General features: G+C 41.6%; 19 protein-coding genes. 10 read left to right on the top strand and 9 right to left on the bottom strand.

What is annotated here, in order from left to right; genetic code table 11:
* Window positions 1–82: 82 nt before the first annotated feature.
* From FGG15_RS06715 to FGG15_RS06690, 6 genes are all read right to left on the bottom strand, one after another.
* Window positions 83–628, bottom strand: coding sequence for a dihydrofolate reductase family protein (locus tag FGG15_RS06715; RefSeq protein ID WP_138834507.1), 546 nt, complete (start codon window positions 626–628; stop codon window positions 83–85).
* A gap of 96 nt (window positions 629–724) precedes the next feature.
* Window positions 725–1027, bottom strand: coding sequence for a type II toxin-antitoxin system RelE/ParE family toxin (locus FGG15_RS06710; RefSeq protein ID WP_138834505.1), 303 nt, complete (start codon window positions 1025–1027; stop codon window positions 725–727).
* Window positions 1017–1265 (bottom strand): type II toxin-antitoxin system ParD family antitoxin, encoded by a 249-nt coding sequence (locus FGG15_RS06705; protein WP_138834503.1) that lies wholly within the window; start codon window positions 1263–1265, stop codon window positions 1017–1019. The genes FGG15_RS06710 and FGG15_RS06705 overlap by 11 nt, the downstream gene beginning before the upstream one ends.
* A gap of 286 nt (window positions 1266–1551) precedes the next feature.
* Entirely contained in the window at window positions 1552–4071 is a 2520-nt protein-coding gene (locus FGG15_RS06700; protein WP_138834501.1) for a M14 family metallopeptidase, read from the bottom strand.
* An 86-nt stretch (window positions 4072–4157) separates the two neighbouring features.
* Complete coding sequence (locus FGG15_RS06695; RefSeq protein ID WP_138834499.1) at window positions 4158–4529, bottom strand: PUR family DNA/RNA-binding protein; 372 nt, start codon at window positions 4527–4529, stop codon at window positions 4158–4160.
* Between the two features lie 78 nt (window positions 4530–4607).
* Window positions 4608–6359 carry an ABC transporter ATP-binding protein gene (locus FGG15_RS06690; RefSeq protein WP_138834497.1) on the bottom strand — a complete coding sequence of 584 codons (1752 nt, stop codon included), beginning with the start codon at window positions 6357–6359 and terminating at the stop codon, window positions 4608–4610.
* 168 nt (window positions 6360–6527) lie between these two features.
* On the opposite strand from FGG15_RS06690, the gene nusB reads away from it, so the two are divergent.
* From nusB to FGG15_RS06670, 4 genes are all read left to right on the top strand, one after another.
* Window positions 6528–7475: a transcription antitermination factor NusB gene (gene nusB, locus FGG15_RS06685; RefSeq protein WP_138834495.1), complete on the top strand. Its 948-nt coding sequence runs from the start codon at window positions 6528–6530 to the stop codon at window positions 7473–7475.
* Window positions 7476–7513: 38 nt separating this feature from the next.
* Complete coding sequence (locus tag FGG15_RS06680) at window positions 7514–7993, top strand: DUF1573 domain-containing protein (protein WP_138834493.1); 480 nt, start codon at window positions 7514–7516, stop codon at window positions 7991–7993.
* A 15-nt stretch (window positions 7994–8008) separates the two neighbouring features.
* Window positions 8009–8296, top strand: coding sequence for a preprotein translocase subunit YajC (gene yajC, locus FGG15_RS06675; protein WP_138834491.1), 288 nt, complete (start codon window positions 8009–8011; stop codon window positions 8294–8296).
* A gap of 80 nt (window positions 8297–8376) precedes the next feature.
* The gene (locus tag FGG15_RS06670; protein WP_138834489.1) at window positions 8377–9723 is read left to right on the top strand and encodes a Gfo/Idh/MocA family protein; all 1347 of its coding nucleotides are present in this window, start codon (window positions 8377–8379) and stop codon (window positions 9721–9723) included.
* A gap of 10 nt (window positions 9724–9733) precedes the next feature.
* On the opposite strand, the gene FGG15_RS06665 is transcribed toward FGG15_RS06670, so the two are convergent.
* Window positions 9734–10327 (bottom strand): YdeI/OmpD-associated family protein, encoded by a 594-nt coding sequence (locus FGG15_RS06665; RefSeq protein ID WP_138834487.1) that lies wholly within the window; start codon window positions 10325–10327, stop codon window positions 9734–9736.
* Window positions 10305–11558 carry a peptidase T gene (gene pepT, locus FGG15_RS06660; RefSeq protein WP_138834485.1) on the bottom strand — a complete coding sequence of 418 codons (1254 nt, stop codon included), beginning with the start codon at window positions 11556–11558 and terminating at the stop codon, window positions 10305–10307. The genes FGG15_RS06665 and pepT overlap by 23 nt, the downstream gene beginning before the upstream one ends.
* Window positions 11559–11654: 96 nt before the next feature.
* Between pepT and FGG15_RS06655 the strand changes: the two genes are divergently transcribed.
* The 6 genes from FGG15_RS06655 to FGG15_RS06630 all read left to right on the top strand — a co-directional run bounded on the left by FGG15_RS06655 (window position 11655) and on the right by FGG15_RS06630 (window position 16579).
* Window positions 11655–12074 carry a hypothetical protein gene (locus tag FGG15_RS06655; RefSeq protein WP_138834483.1) on the top strand — a complete coding sequence of 140 codons (420 nt, stop codon included), beginning with the start codon at window positions 11655–11657 and terminating at the stop codon, window positions 12072–12074.
* Between the two features lie 54 nt (window positions 12075–12128).
* A complete protein-coding gene (locus FGG15_RS06650) occupies window positions 12129–13169 on the top strand; it encodes a quinone-dependent dihydroorotate dehydrogenase (RefSeq protein ID WP_138834481.1) in 1041 nt (346 codons plus the stop codon).
* A gap of 119 nt (window positions 13170–13288) precedes the next feature.
* Complete coding sequence (locus FGG15_RS06645; RefSeq protein WP_138834480.1) at window positions 13289–14152, top strand: hydroxymethylglutaryl-CoA lyase; 864 nt, start codon at window positions 13289–13291, stop codon at window positions 14150–14152.
* 151 nt (window positions 14153–14303) lie between these two features.
* Complete coding sequence (locus tag FGG15_RS06640) at window positions 14304–15482, top strand: hypothetical protein (RefSeq protein WP_138834478.1); 1179 nt, start codon at window positions 14304–14306, stop codon at window positions 15480–15482.
* 72 nt (window positions 15483–15554) lie between these two features.
* The gene (locus FGG15_RS06635; protein WP_202619529.1) at window positions 15555–16085 is read left to right on the top strand and encodes an FMN-binding protein; all 531 of its coding nucleotides are present in this window, start codon (window positions 15555–15557) and stop codon (window positions 16083–16085) included.
* On the top strand, window positions 16085–16579 hold the full coding sequence (locus FGG15_RS06630; protein WP_138834476.1) for a hypothetical protein: 495 nt from the start codon (window positions 16085–16087) through the stop codon (window positions 16577–16579). Before FGG15_RS06635 ends, FGG15_RS06630 begins: the two co-directional genes overlap by 1 nt.
* Before the next feature lie 36 nt (window positions 16580–16615).
* Here the strand turns inward: FGG15_RS06630 and FGG15_RS06625 are convergent, their stop codons facing one another.
* Entirely contained in the window at window positions 16616–16966 is a 351-nt protein-coding gene (locus tag FGG15_RS06625; RefSeq protein ID WP_138834474.1) for a DUF6686 family protein, read from the bottom strand.
* Window positions 16967–17073 lie beyond the last annotated feature (107 nt).

The following is a 17073-nucleotide window of genomic DNA, read 5'->3' as shown; positions in this document are numbered from 1 at the left end:
AAACAACAACAGGGAATGTTGCCAAAATTACAGCGTTGGTTTAAACTTTGTGATTTTAATTACCTCTTTACTAAGTTGGGTTTCAATCAATCCGTTTGCGTACATAATGCCGACTAGTCAACTGATTCAGATAAACTTTGGACCCCGCCAGCTCAAATTCCAACACTTTGGGAAGTTCCGCAAACAAGGGATATCCACCACCCAGTAAAATGGGAATGGTGGTAATGATCATCTCATCTATTAGATCTTCTTTTAAGAAATTTTGGATGGTTGTTCCTCCATCAATATAAAGGCGATGATACCCTTTTTGATGGATGTGTTCCAGTACTTCGGTCAAGGTGCCTTTTACCAAAAATGCCTTGCCTTCGTGACTCTTTGGAATGGTGTTTAAGGAATTGCTCAATACAAAAACAGGTTTAGTGTAGGGCCAATCCACATCAAATCCAAGAACAGTTTCAAAGGTGGTACGCCCCATAACCAGGGCATCAATGTTTTCGGTAAATTCAAAATACCCCAAACTTTCGTTATCGGGATTTGGAATCATATCCAGCCATTCCAATCCGCCATTTTTATCGGCTATATAGCCATCAAGACTGGCACCAATAAATACGCTGTTTTTGTTTTTCATTTTGTTAGTTGAAATGAAGTGTGAAATAACAATTTAAAATAATTATTCTTGTCAATTTTTGGCTCCTATTTGATGGATATTATTCCAAATCAGCTTTTACATCAGGTGTCTCAAAAAATCCATCCTCCCACCTAATACCCTGACAATGAAAATACCCTCTGAAATTGGATGATAGAATATTACATGGGCTTTGTATCGGTAACGCAGCAACATCTGATTTTTTACGGGAACATATCTTTTGCCTAAATCTGGATTATTGCTTAAATCTTGGAGCATGCGCTTTAGTCCCTGTGCGTATTTCAGGGATTGACTCCTGCCAAATTTTTCAATGGTGAACTTGGCAATTATTTTGAGATCTGCTTTTGCCTTTAAGCTAATTACATACTTGTCACTTGGCATTATGCTCCTTTATTGCCTCATCCCAAATACTTTCTATGGTTGCATCGGTGGGACCGCTCTCCATCCCTTCGACCAGCATATCATTTAAATCAATGATTTGCCTTCTATGCTCTTGATCTTTTCTAATGATGTCCCTAATGTACTCACTATCATTGGTATAAAACCCTTGTTCTATAAGGCTTTTGATATACGCATCCTGTTGTTGGGTAAAGGTGATCGATTTTCTAATTACCGCCATTTTGAACCAAAATTAATAATATTGGTTCAATTTACTGAAATATTTTGAATCAAAGCGTACCAATCTCCTTAATCTACTTTGCCACATGCTTTAACTGTTGTGGTTACTCAGATAGCTAATCAAGTTCGGATTCGATATTGGCATACCGGTCAATTTTGTGACGGGCGTCTATGCAGGCTTTTTTTAAGGAGTTCAAAATATGTACCTTTTCTCTGGCTCATTAATTAATGTTGAATGCTAAATTGGTGCAAACCCAACATTCAACCTTTAAAACTCATATTCGAACTTACATCATCTGCCCAAAGAAAATGGCATTCATCAACAGTTTGTTGGTGCCGTACCAAAAAGCCCTAAAGTTAGTATTGTCTGTAAACAAGATTACTCGACCCTTGCCCAGTCTTTTTACTTTAAAGGGCACACTGTTCTTTATCAACTCCGCATTTTCTTCCGAAATATAGCCGCTCAACAAAGGATCATTGGTGTACTGAATGGGGTTGTCATAACTGTTTTTTTCAGGCTTTAGATAGATATTGGTATTACGGAACAGAGCCAAACGGTCGTTCTTATATCCGTAATTGATGGGATGGGAGCGGTCCTGTTTGGCCTCAAAAATGGCTCCGCCCGTTACCTGGGCACCGGTAAAATCGTTTTTTTGGTCAAAGGGGACGTTCGTGGCCACCAAAGTGTCCTTTTTAGCATCTACCTTGATAAATTCATTCTTTTTAAACCAGTCCACAGCAGTTCGATATCCTATGACGGTTCCTCCACTTTTTACCCAGGCCTTGATTTTATCGGCTCCTTCTTTGTTAAGGAGATTGCTGCTCCAACCGCTAGGCAGGATAAGGTCGGTATATCGGTCCAAGTCTACGTCGTCAAAATCACGGGTATCCAATTTGGTGATTTTCATCTCATAGCGGGTATCGAACAGGTGCCAAACCTCGCCGGCATCGTAAGAGCGCACCCCATCACCCACCAAAATGGCGACTTTCTGTTTTTTAATCGGGTCAAAATCATTGCTGCCCAAATCGATACCCCGGGTAAGCCCAGTTGAAACCGCAGTTAGCTGTATTTGACTTTCTTGAGCAACTTTGTTTAAGAAATTGTACAGCTGGTCCGCATCCAACTTCTGGTTTTGAACCGGAACCATGATGGTACCATAATCATAGGTTTTGCCTTCCAAAGTGAATGGTGATTTGGCCACTTTAGCTCGTAATCCCTTGCTCGTAATCTGATTCAATGCCTTGGGGGTATAGTATTCATGCCATTCAAATAGATAGGCGTAATTGCTTTTCTGATTTACACCTCCTTTTGGAGCCTGAAAATCGGTAACCTCAGCGCCTGCATTGGACAGGGTGCTTAGATTAGCATAATCCACGTTGAATGCCAAGGGAAAGGTCCAAGCCGACACATCGTAGAACAAGCTATCCTTAAATGTGGTTCGTTTTTCAAACATGGCCTGAATCAATTTTGGGTTCTTTTGGTTCATCGGAACCACATAACTCGCTCCCTTTTTATATTGCTTTCCAGAGATGGTCACATCATTGGCCAATTCATGGAATTTGATTTGATGTCTGTTCAAAATCTCCGCCAAATGATGCGTTTTGGCTGCATCTTTACTGTCCCCAAATACAATGGCCTTGGTTCTGCTCCGTCCTACTTCGGTTTTCATATCCGCATAAAACTTTTGCTGGTAATCCAACAGTTTGGTGCGCATGTTTTTGGCCGCTTCTATGGTGGACAAAGCGGTGGTAAACTGGTTTCGAATGGTAAAGGGGAAGGTTAAAATTCCATTTTCACTCTCTTGGATATGTCCTCGAGAACTTCCCTGTTCAAACAAGATGCCTATACTTCCGTTCACATCTGGGAAGGTTGAACCTTTACCATAATAATAATCGTCATAGTTTTCTTCGGAATAATACAGCGAACCAATTTTATCCAAGGCCTTGGCATGGTATGTTCCTATTTCGCGTGTCAAATCCTGATTGATATGCGGAGTCAATGGGTTAACCCTAGAAGGTTCTCCGGGCTGAAAAAAGAAGGTGGAATTGGTGCCCATTTCGTGGTGGTCCGTAAGGATGTTGGGAAGCCATTGATGAAATGATGCAATCCTCGCCCTACTTTCTGGAAGTTGGACCGGAAGCCAGTCCCGGTTCATATCAAACCAATAGTGGTTGGTGCGCCCTCCAGGCCAAACTTCATGGTACTCCCTTTCGTTGGTATCAGGGTTTAGATTGATGCTCTTGTTGGTATTGGCCCAGTAAGCAAAACGCTGCAACCCATCTGGGTTAAAACTGGGATCCAATAAAATAACCATATCATTCAACATGGCTTCAAATTCCGGTCCTTGAGCAGCAGCCAAATAGTAAGCATAGGCCAACGCAGCATTGGAACCACTAGGCTCGTTGCCATGGATGGAAAATCCTTGGTAGACCACCACGGGCATTTCTGAATTATTTGTATTGCCGATACCATTGGACAACTCAAGGTGTTGCTCTCTTATGGATTCAATATTCTGATGGTTTTTAGGAGACGTAACGGTAAGTAGCAATATGGGACGGCCTTCAAAGGTCTTCCCACGATCTTCCAACGTAATTCTGTCACTGGCTGCTGCCAGTTGCTGCATGTAGAACACTAATTTATCATGGGTCACATGCCATTCGCCAACTTCGTGGCCAATCACATCGGCCGGTTTTGGGATGCTGGGATCGTAATTTAGGTTATCTGGCAAGTAGTAGTCCAGGGTTACATTTTGTGCGGTAAGGTTAAGGCCCAACAATATCAAAAGCAGGAAGTTGAAATGTTTCATAGGAACGTATTTGAATTAGTCGATGCTAAAAATAAAAAACGGCCTGCATTGTGCAGACCGTTTTAAGCTTTTTTTAAAAGAAAAGGTTAGATGTCATCAAAGTCGACATCTGTAAAGTTTTCTGCTGCTCCATTTTCACTGACCCCGTTTTCCTCTTCCTTCTTAAAATCTTTTTGATGTCGTTCCGAAATAACTTCTAGTCCTTTTTCGTCAATGATGTAATCCATCATTTCTTCCATAATTTCCCTGAATGCGGTAAAATCTTCCTTATACAGATAAATTTTGTGCTTTTTGTAATGGAAAGAACCATCATCATGCGTAAACTTTTTGCTTTCTGTAATGGTTAGATAATAATCCCCGGCCTTGGTGCTTCGTACGTCAAAGAAATAAGTTCTTCTGCCGGCTCTTAGGACTTTGGAATATATCTCTTCCTGATCCATAATATCTTTATCCCTCATGTGGTCAAATGTGTTTAGTGCAATAGTGAATAATTCTACCAAAAATGTAAAAAAAAAGCTAATCCAGCAACTTTTTTCCTATTCTTTCTCAGAGAGTTGGTTCAGATACAGTTCTTTATAGTAACCCTCAATATTGTTCAATTGGGCATGAGTACCTTCTTGAATTATGGAACCATTTTCCAATACAATGATCTTATCCGCATTCTTGGCAGAGGATACTCTGTGGCTCACAATTAAGGTGGTTTTATTTTGCGAGACCTGTTTCAAGTTGTTCAATATTTCCTCTTCGGTTTCGGTGTCAACAGCAGATAAGCAATCGTCAAAAAGGTAAATTTGAGGGTCTTTCAATAGGGCCCTTGCTATGGAAACCCGTTGTTTTTGTCCCCCGCTCAAGGTGATACCGCGTTCCCCAAGAATTGTATCGTATTTTTTGGTAAAGCCTTCAATGTTGTCATGCACCACGGCTTTTTTGGCAACGTTTACAATTTCGTCAAAGGAGGCATGTTCATCTCCGAACCGGATATTGTTTTCTATGGTGTCCGAGAATAGGAAAGCATCTTGTGGCACAGCTCCTATGCTACTTCTTAGGCTGTCCAGATTGAATTCCTTCACAGGCTTTCCGTCTACCAATATCTGACCGGAACTTGTATCATATAATCGAGCAACTAAATCCAAAATGGTGGATTTGCCCGAACCCGTTTTTCCCAAGAAGGCTACGGTCTCGCCTGGTTTGATGGTAAACGAAATGTTATTGAGGGCCGTAATGTTGGTGTCCTCATAGGTAAAGGTTACGTTTTTGAATTCGATACCTCCGGTAACGGGGGTAGGTTCCGTAACTTCATTCTTGATGGAGGGTTCTTCCAACAAAAATTCATTGATCCTTTTTTGAGAGGCTTCAGCTCTTTGAATGATGGAGGTAAGCCATCCCACAATGGCCACAGGCCAAGTAAGCATGTTTACATAGAGAATGAACTCCGCAATAATACCTATTGAGGCAATTTCGCCATCTATATATTGCTTCCCGCCAATGTAGATTACAAAAACATTGCTGATACCAATAAGCAAAATCATTAAAGGAAAGAACCAAGCATTGACCTTGGCAAGGTCCATACTGGTATTTTTTCCTTCCAAAGCAAGTGCCTCTAATTCAGTATTAATTTTAGGCTCCAAGCCATACGCTTTGATCACTGCAACGCCTGAAAAAGATTCCTGGGTAAAAGTGGATAGCGTGCTCAAAAATTCCTGCACCTTGGTGCTCCGTTTGTGAATGATTTTACTGATTTGATAAATCAATACGGACAAAATGGGCAGTGGTATCAAGGTGTAGGCCGCAAGGGTGGGCGCTTTGATAAACATGAGGGGAATAATGCACACAAACATGGTTAGGGTGTTCATTCCGTACATAATGGCCGGACCTACATACATACGAACCTGGTTGATATCCTCACTGATACGGTTCATGAGGTCCCCAATCCTATTTCTTTTGTAAAAACTTAAACTGAGCAGTTGGTAGTGGTCAAAAACTTCGTTTTTTAAATCGTATTCGATATAACGTGAGACATTAATGATGGTCTGCCGCATTAAGAACGTAAACAATCCCGATAGCAGGGCGGCCCCAATAATGATGAGGATGTACCCAAAAAGAATTTCTTTGGCCTCCCCTTTGGAAAGGGTATTCCCCACAAACGCTTCAACGGCCTGTATGGACTTGTTCACATAAGACGGCATTATCAGTGAAAACACCCGGGCTATTATGGTGATGATAATCCCAATGAGTAGCTTAAACCAATATTTTTTGAAGTATTTATTAAGGTGTTTGAGTTCCTTCATAGGAGGGATTGCGGTGGTTTATTTAATGACAATTCAGCAAATATAGCCGATAAGCCACAAAGTAAATGTTATAAAACTGATAAGAAAACAACTTTGGTAGGCTGGATGAAAATATAAGATTACTTTTGCGCAGTGAATGCCAACAAAACACTATAAAGTTCTTTAAAAATGCTGACCAGAAGGCACATCAGAGTTAAGGTAATGCAGTGCATATACGCATTGATCCAGTCCAAGGATGACTCCTTGGAGAAGCAGCAAAAATTTTTAAAAATAAGTATAGAGAACATGTATGTGCTCTATTTATTGGTATTGAGTCTGTTGGTAGAACTGCACCGCTTGGCCGAGAAACATGTGCAACACGCATCCAAGAAGTACCTGGCTTCTGAGGAGGACGGATATCCAAATCCGGAGAAGTTTATCAAGAATCAGTTGTTGGTCCAGATTGCTTCCAACAAACAGCTTCAGCAAGAACTATCAAATAGAAAATTGAATAATTGGTACCTCAATGAGGAGTATGTAAAAATCATCCATAAGGAAATTTTGGGCAGTGATATTTACAAAACCTATATGGCGGATACTGCCAATGGATATGAACAGGATAAGGAAGTCATTATTCAGTTGTTCAAGGAAATCATCGCACCAAACGAGAAAATCTATGAGTATTTTGAGGATGACAAACTCACCTGGGTAGATGACATTCCTATAGTGAATACATATCTGGTAAAAAAACTGAAAAAGGCCTCTGCCAATTCCAATGAGCGCTTCTTTTTACCCTCTTTGCTCAAGGACCAACAGGATATGATATATGCCAATGATCTTTTGACCAAGACCTTATTGAACGATGCCAAATGGGAAAAGGAGATTGAAGGCAAAACCCCAAATTGGGACAATGATAGAATTGCGGAAATAGATTCCATTATTCTGAAAATGGCCATTTGTGAACTGCTTAATTTTTCGTCGATACCGGAAAAAGTAACCTTAAATGAATATTTGGAGGTGGCCAAGGAATACTCCACGCCCAAGAGCAGCATTTTTATAAACGGGGTGCTGGACAAGCTGGCCAAGGAGTATAAATCCACGGGACAATTGCAAAAAATGGGTCGTGGACTTCAGTAAACAATATTTGATTAATTTTGGACAAATAAATTTTTAACATGAAAAAAGTAACAACAATTTTAAGCTTGATTTTGGCTGTTGGACTTGTAAGTGTTTCTTGCAAGGACAAGGCATCCAACAAAATAGTTGCTGATAATGTGGAGGACGCATCCAGTAGGGATGAGGCACAGAAGCAACTTCCTGTGATGAGTTTTGATAAGCAGGAGCATGATTTTGGCTCCATTACCCAAGGCACAGCGCAACAAACAACCTTTGCATTTACCAATACTGGGAACGCCCCTTTGATCATCACCGATGCTAAGAGTAGCTGTGGATGTACCGTTCCTGAATACCCAAAAAATACACCTATTGGCCCCGGTGAAACTGGAGAACTTTTGGTGAAGTTCAATGGATCAGGTCAAAATCAGGTAACAAAGACCGTTACCGTAACGGCCAATACTGAAAAGGGTACAGAGTTGTTGCGCATCAAGGCCTTTGTAAATCCAAAGAGCGCCGCACAAGCCGGGCCTGTAAACTAGAACCAAAAACTAACAATGGAAAACCTCGGACAGTTTTTACCTTTGATGCTCATCTTTGTGGTGGCTTATTTTTTTATGATTCGCCCCCAAATGAAGCGTCAAAAGGATGAGAAGAAATTTGCATCGGAATTGAAAAAAGGAGACCGCATTATTACCAAAAGTGGACTTCATGGAAAAGTTGTGGAGTTAAACGACAAGGATTATTCTTGTGTGATTGAAACCATGGCTGGTAGGCTTAAGTTTGATCGCTCTGCTATCTCCATGGAAATGAGCAAAAAATTAGCCGCTCCAGCTAAGAAGTAATTCCGGTAATTACAAAATAGAAAGCCCCTTGGATTAATTTTCAAGGGGCTTTTTGTATTTTAAGGTCAAAATCAACCATCATGGGCAATCGCAGACAATTTATCAAACAAGGCTCCCTACTAACCGCTGGAATGGGGGCGTCTTTACTATTTCCACCAGAACTATTGGCTACTATTCGAAAAAAGACCAGCCCAAACGATAGAATTCAAGTAGGATTGATAGGTTGCAACGGCATGGGCTTTGCCAATCTGCTGTCCATCTTAAAGAATAGCGAAGTGGAGGTTGTGGCCCTTTGTGATGTGGATAAGAATGTCCTAGCTGCCAAAACTGAAGCTCTAGAAAAAGCTGGGATTAAGAAACCCAAATGGTACGGGGATTACCGGAAAATGCTAGAAGACAGGGATGTGGATATCGTGATTATAGGGACACCAGACCATTGGCATTGCTTGCAATTGGTAGATGCTGTAGATGCCGGAAAGGATGTGTACTGCGAAAAACCCATTGCCAATTCCATAACAGAATGTGACGCTATGCTCAATAAGGTCAACTCAAGTGATCGTATGGTTCAAATTGGCCAATGGCAACGAAGCCAACCCCACTTTGTGGATGCCATTAACTATGTGCATTCAGGGAAGTTGGGTCAAATTCGTTTGGCAAAGGCCTGGGCCTATCAAGGTTGGATGCAATCCATCCCAGTGGTACCTGATGCACCCGTGCCAGATGGTGTGGATTACAAAATGTGGTTGGGCCCTGCGCCGGAACGCCCATTTAATAAAAACAGATTTCACTTCAATTTTAGATGGTTTTGGGACTATGCCGGGGGATTGATGACGGATTGGGGAGTACACCTGATAGATTATGCGCTATATGGAATGAAAGCTGCAAATCCAAAATCGGTTATGGCCATTGGCGGGAAATTTGCCTATCCAGATGATGCCGAAGAGACGCCAGATACACTTCAAACGGTCTACGAATTTGACGGTTTCTCATTACTGTGGGAACATGCCACCGGAATTGATGGGGGCAACTACGGTCGTGATCATGGGATTGCTTTTATCGGAAACAACGGAACCTTGGTTTTGAACCGGGGAGGTTGGGAGGTGATTCCTGAAAAGGACAGACCTAATTGGAACCAAAACAATGGCCCTAAGATAGAAGCTGTTCCTCTTCAAAAAGTGGAAGCCAATGGCCTGGATTTACATACCGCGAATTTTTTGGAAGCAGTAAAAAGCAGAAATACGGCAATTTTGACCGCTCCAATTCAAGTAGGGTATGATACGGCAAGGGTTTGCCATATGGGCAATATTGCATTCAAAACAGGCAAACGTTTGTTCTGGAATACGGAAGCGGCCAAGTTTGGCAGTGAAGAAGCAAACAACCACTTGGCTAAAGCATATCACAATGGGTGGAAATTACCAACCGGTTAATTCCATTTGTTTACCGATAGGCATCATTTAAACCCGTTCCTTTTTGGATCATGGGAAGGATTTTTTCCAAACGTCTCAACTTGGTCTTTTCCTGTTTGGCTTCGGAGATGTATTCACAGAACTCTCGTTGTTTATAGGCGGTAAAGGATTCGAATGCTTCTTTTAAGCTGGAACTGCTGGCCAATTTGGATTGAAGCAAAGCGGGAACTTCTGTGGTTCCGCTCTTCTTTTCTGGAGCTATTTTCAAACCCTTTTTTTCGTTGGCTATGGCCTCGTTCATATAGGCTATCACCGCACTTTGGTCAACTTTATCCAAAGTGTCAAAGTTCCAATGCCGCATGCCTTTTGTCTTTCCCTCTTGGGCATTTCGCAGTACTTTTTTAGGGTCGCTCAGAAAAGAACCGTTAAAGAACCAAACCCCAAAATGACTTTTGAACCTACAGATTCCGAACACATTTTTCCCATTTGCGGTATAGACTGGAATGCTCCATTTAAAGGTTTCTTCGCTATCCGTTTGAAGGGCTAGCGAACGCAGTAGCAAAATACCCTCCTTGAAGGGATGTTCCCTTTCGTAATAGGCCTCAAGATTTTTTTCTCTTTCCATTGGATTGAATTTGAACAGCGGTCAACTCACAGATTTTCACAATGACTTGAACGGCTTTTTGCATACTTTCCAATGGAATATATTCATATTTTCCGTGAAAATTATGTCCACCTGCAAAAATATTGGGACAGGGAAGGCCCATAAAACTGAGTTGGGAACCGTCAGTGCCTCCTCGAATGGGCTTTATTATGGGTTCTATACCCAAGGAAAGCATAGCTTCTTCAGCAATTTCAACAATATGGAACACGGGTTCCACTTTTTCCTTCATATTCTGATACTGCTCCTCTATTTTTAGATGAATGCAATCTCCGTGCTTCTTGTTCAGCTTACTGGCAATATCTTTTAAGAGCTCTTTCCGTGCTTCAAAGTGGCCACTATCATGGTCCCTGATGATGAGTTCAATCTCCGCAAGTTCTATTTCTCCCTTGAGCTTGTGTACATGAAAAAAACCTTCTCGTCCTGTTGTGTGTTCCGGAACTTCACGAGAGGGTAACAACCCTAAAAATTCGTTTGCAATACCAATCGCACTTACCATCTTTCCCTTGGCATAACCTGGATGCACACTTTTTCCCTCAATCTTGATTTTGACACTGGCCGCATTGAAATTCTCGTATTCCAATTCCCCAATTTGACTTCCGTCCATGGTATAGGCCCAATCAGCTCCAAATTTTTCCACATCGAATTTGTGGGCGCCTCTTCCAATTTCCTCATCAGGGGTAAAGGCAATTCGGATGGTTCCGTGTTTGATTTCGGGATGTTGTACCAAATATTCCATGGCAGTAATAATTTCTGTAATCCCCGCTTTATCATCGGCGCCCAACAGGGTAGTGCCATCGGTGGTGATCAAGGTCTGACCTTTATACTGCTCCAAGTCCTCAAAATAGCTGGGTGATAAAACAATGTTCTTTGCCTTGTTCAGGACAATATCTTCCCCATTATAATTTTCCACCACCTGGGGTTTTACCCTAGATCCACTAAAATCTGGTGAAGTGTCCATATGGGAAATAAAGCCGATAGTGGGCACGTCTTTTTCCATATTGCTGGGAAGCGTTGCCATGATATAGGCGTTTTCGTCTATGGAAACTTCTTGCATTCCTATCTGATGCAGTTCCAAGACCAGCTTCTTGGCCAAATTCCATTGTTTTTCCGTACTTGGGGTGCTTTTTGAGTAGGGGTCGCTTTGGGTGTCAATGGAAACATATTCCAGAAAACGGGCTAGTAATTTGTCCATAAAGTGCGTTTCATCAAAAATAACGTTTATTCAATCGTGATTTTGGTAAAAAAAGTGCCTTAAATCCTATCTTTTCCCTTCGCTAAAATCCAACTATTGAGAACATTATTACTTCTAATACTCCTGTGTTCCAGTTTTTTCGCCTATACCCAGCAAGATTGTTCTTTGGGCATAGGGGGGGACCATGATGAAGCCATCACCGACGTTTTTCAATTGAATGAATTCCAATTGGAGCAGTTTAAAAATTGGTCGGCGGAGCTTAGGGTTAGAAATGGGTACCTAAAGGACCAAGCCAAATACCTGTTGAAAAAGCACGCCCAGAGTTCTCCGGAAGATCTAATGGCCGTATCCTACAAATACAGAGACCTTTTAGATAGCATGAAACAGAACGTTCGCATGTTGGACAAGCGTTTGTTGTCCATTTTCAATGACAGGCAATACAATCTCTATTTGGATCTCTGTAACCAACTCACCTTACGTCCTATCTATATAGATAGGTCAGTCAACGAAAAATAACGGTTTTGTAAGATTGTGATGGGAGAGTTTTTATTTTTGTCCAAAATTTTCTGAATGTACAAGTTCCTCGTTCGCCCCCTTCTTTTTTTGCTCGATGCAGAAACTGCCCACCATTTTTCTTTTAAGGCGATACGAATTCTTTCCAAATTGGGATTTGGGCCGCTTTTCAGAAAATTGTATCTCATCAATGACCCTAGACTGGAACGGAAAGTTTTTGGACTGAAGTTTAAGAATCCTGTAGGCCTTGCTGCCGGATTTGACAAAGATGCTATCCTTTACAACGAGCTTTCCAATTTTGGTTTTGGATTTGTGGAAATTGGAACCTTGACTCCCAAACCACAGGAAGGAAATCCCAAAAAACGATTGTTTCGATTGTTGGAAGACGAGGCCATCATCAACCGAATGGGTTTTAACAACAAAGGGGTTTTTGAGGCAGCGGAGCAACTAAAAAAGAAGCATAAAGTCTTGATTGGGGGTAATATCGGCAAGAATAAAGTTACCGACAATGACGATGCGGTTAAGGACTATTTAATTTGTTTTGAGGCCCTCTTTGAGCACGTGGACTACTTTGTGGTAAACGTTAGTTCGCCAAATACCCCGGGACTTAGGGAATTACAGGACAAGGAACCCTTGACCAACTTACTTAAGAAACTCCGCAAGCAAAACGCCAAGTTTGCGAAAAAAATGGGATCCAAAGAAAAGCCCATCCTGCTTAAGATTGCGCCGGACCTTAGCAATGAACAGTTATTGGATATTGTGGATATTGTAAAAGTGACAGATATCAGCGGAATCATAGCCACCAATACAACAATCTCCAGAAAGGGGCTTAAATCCCATTTGATTCAGTCTGAGGAAAAAGGTGGTCTTAGTGGAAAACCTTTGACCAAAAGAAGCACAGAGGTCATCCGATTTTTGGCAGAAAAAAGCGGAAAAGCCTTCCCGATCATTGGAGTTGGAGGAATACATTCTGCGGAAGATGCCTTGGAAAAATTGGAGGCCGGCGCGGATTTGATCCAGCTGTACACTGGTTTTGTTTACAAAGGCCCAACCTTGGTCAAAAAAATCAACAAGGCCATCCTAAATCAAAAATCCTAGGAGGTATTGCCATTCGGGGCAGTCTAGGGTAACGGGAAAATGTTAGACATTTTTTCGTTTTTCCCCACCTATGTTTTCATCTGGTATCGGATAATAAGTGGTAATTTTATGCGCAGCCTATGTCCAATGTGAAACTCATAGAATGTCCTAGGGATGCCATGCAAGGCATTAAGACTTTCATTCCCACCCAAGAGAAGGTAAAATATATCCAATCCCTATTGGGTTGTGGTTTTGATACCTTGGATTTTGGCAGTTTTGTCTCTCCCAAAGCCATTCCCCAGATGGTTGATACGGCTGAGGTACTTGCCCAATTGGATTTAACCAAGACCCAAAGCAAACTCTTGGCCATTGTGGCCAATACCAGAGGTGCCAACAATGCCTGCCAGCATAAAGAGATACATTATTTGGGATATCCCTTTTCCATTTCCGAGAACTTTCAAATGCGGAATACCCATAAGACTATTGCCCAATCTGTGGAGACGCTCAAGGAGATTTTGGATGTTGCCCATGCCCACAACAAAGAGGTGGTCACCTATGTGTCCATGGGTTTTGGAAATCCCTATGGTGATCCCTGGAATGTGGAGATTGTGGGGGAGTGGACCGAAAAACTGGCAGCTATGGGAACCTCTATTTTGTCGTTGTCAGATACCATTGGAAGTTCTACCCCGGAGGTTATTGACTATCTTTTTTCCAACTTGATTCCCAAATATCCGCATATCGAGTTTGGAGCACATTTGCATACCACCCCGACCAAATGGCACGAAAAAGTGGAGGCGGCCTATATGGCAGGATGTAGACGTTTTGATGGAGCTGTACAAGGTTTTGGTGGCTGTCCCATGGCCAAAGATGAATTGACGGGCAACATGCCTACGGAGAAAATGCTATCCTATTTTACAGAACAAAAGGCAGATACGGGTGTGAATTGGATGGTCTTTGAAGCAGCTTATAACAAGGCCACGGAACTTTTCACGGCATACCATTAATAACTTTTCCAGCAGCACTTGCGATTCCTTTCTGTTAAATCTTAAATTTTATTTAAAATAAGTCTAAATAAATTTGGCTGGTTTAAAAGCTGGAAATATATTTGCGCCGCAATTTATTTGTATTCAATCTAAATAAAAACAAACACCTACAATGAGACAACTATTTCTCTTATCAGCCTTATTATTTTCAACCACATTTTTTGCACAGACCCGCACGGATTCGATTCAGTTTGATCCCCAAAAACAATTGAATGCAGCCCAACGTATCCTTTCTGGAAACTATGCTTCGGCGGTTACTTTGGGAGCTTATGGGGAGATGCTTTATAATCAACCAGAAGGACAAAATGGGGAAATAGACGTACAACGTTTGGTGGTGTTATTGGGATATCGTTTTGATGATCGTACCCAATTTGTTACGGAAATTGAGTTTGAACACGTAGAGGAAGTTTTTGTGGAGCAGGCCTTTGTTAACTACAACGCCGCTCCAAATTTTAACATACGTGGTGGATTAATGTTGGTGCCTATGGGAATTGTGAACGAATTCCACGAACCCACTACTTTCAATGGCACGGAAAGGCCAGCCATTGATAATGTGATTGTCCCAACCACCTGGAGAGAACTGGGAGTAGGGGTGACCGGTAGGTTCAATTCCATTTCCTTGGGATATCAGGCATATTTGTTCAACGGATTTAAATCAGCCGAAGCCGATGGTGAAGGTGGTGTCACCGGGATCTTAAGAGGTTCTAACGGTTTAAGAAGCGGAAGACAAAAAGGAATTCAGTCTACCATAGATCAGCCCAACCTATCCACTAAATTGGACTACTACGGTATTCGAGGACTTCGTTTGGGTTTCTCCACCTATTTTGGCCGTACACAAGCAGAGGATGATGTTGAGACTTTTGATGGATCGGATATCGGGATTTCCATGTTGGGGCTGGATGCTAGATATGCTTATAACCGTTTTACCGCAAGAGGTCAATTTATCTATGCTTCCCTATCTGATACCGAGGCTTACAACAATTTAACCGGAAGGGATTTGGGTAGTGCTTTGCAAGGATGGTATGTGGAAGGAGCGTACAACTTGTTGCCTACGGGACAGAGACAAAAACTATTTGCTTTTGCCCGTTATGAGGCGTTCAATACCCATGCCGATACCGATGGAACGTTAACCGCCAATGAAGCCTACGATAGAACGGATGTAACTACGGGTCTTACCTATCACATTGCGCCAGGGGTAGTGGTCAAAGGAGACTATCAATTTAGAAGCAATGCTTTGGACGACGGAGACGTTACAGACCGTTTAAACTTTGGAATAGGGGTGTGGTTTTAACCACACCTTTTTTTATTCATTTTCTTGCCCTTGCTTTTATTCATAATAAGTCTAAATTAATATATTTGCGATATGAAACCGATCAGTTCATGCGCGTTGATTTCCTTTGCCCTGATGCTCTTCGCATTTGGTGTTCCCAAAGCTGTACACAAAAAAGTGGTCAAGGAAGTTGAAAAGACGTTTGACGTGGAGGGGGTTTCATTTAGTCCAATTTCGGTTTCCGAAGAAGTCAATCAAGATCTTCCGGCAAAGATTACTGGAGAAAATCTTTACCAAGTTACCGTTCAAAACAAGCCCCTGGGTTATGCATTTGTTGACCAAGCACCCAGCAAAACTGCCAAATTTGATTATTTAGTAGTTTTTGATACTGAACTCATAGTGGTAAATTCCAAAGTGTTGGTGTATCGGGAAGAGTACGGGGGTGAGATAGGCAGTAAAAGGTGGTTGAAGCAATTTTTGGGAAAAACCGGAAACGATCGTGTAAGCAGCGAGACTAACATAGATGCAATTGCAGGTGCTACCATTTCGGTACGTTCGATGACCAAATCCATGGACAACCTATTGCAAACCATTGGGATTCTTCAGAAAAAAGGGAATTTATAATGGGTTACAACGGCCTTCTAGGTACATTTCCAAGAGAAATACGACTTTTTATTGCGGCTTTTGTCGTAGTACTTTCCATAGGTTTTTTTACTGGAATTCTATTCGTAAAACAGACCGAATCCACCACTCCGGCAGGGGTAGAAGAGAATTATCTGGGTAATGAAGAGGATGAAAGTGCCGAGGTCATGAAATTTAAAAAAGGAGAGCGGGAAATGTTGACCATAGTGCATACGCACATTCTTTCCATGTCGTTCATCTTTCTGCTGTTGGGCGGATTGGTCTGGATAACCCGATTTCCAAAAAACTGGAAACTCTTTTTAACCATTGAACCCTTCTTCTCCGCTCTGCTTACATTTGGTGGTATTTATTTCATGTGGATGGGCATCTCTTGGATGAAGTATCTGGTCATATTTTCGGGGATTTTGATGACACTGACCTTTAGCTTTTCCGCAGGTTTGGTATTGCTACAAGCCCTTAAGCTAGCAAGAAGCTAAACCGGGTTAAAGCGGAAATATTGACCGTCTTCCGCATTAATTTTCAATAAACCTATAGTTGATATCCTTGGCCGATAGGAACTCTACGGAGTTATGGGTGATTTTCAATAATCGTTTTAGTTCCAGAATCTCATTTTTATCCACCAAAATCACAAAACATTTGTTCCCTACCGAAATGGGAATTTTTCTTGAGGTAGGTGCAAAGGGCATCGCTTTTTCCCAATAATTTAGATCAAGAGACTTTAAGTGTTCGCCAAATGCTTCCAGTTCCCATTCGTAAAACTCAAAACACAAATTGTTGTACACCAATTGAAAAAGTTTGCTTTGGTTGCAGAACGTAAGAATCCCGTTTTTACTCTGGTTCAATATCTTGATAGAGGGGCACATAATGACAGATTTAGCACATCAAATATACACTTATTTAAAATGAATCTAAATAATAAAAACACAAAATTGTTAACGATTTGAGGAGGAGGAGCAATTGAATTAAAATA

This window comes from Flagellimonas algicola, from assembly GCF_005937185.1.
Lineage (GTDB): Bacteria > Bacteroidota > Bacteroidia > Flavobacteriales > Flavobacteriaceae > Flagellimonas > Flagellimonas algicola.
Note: the sequence above shows the minus strand (reverse complement) of the source record. Positions and strands in the feature narration are given on the sequence as shown.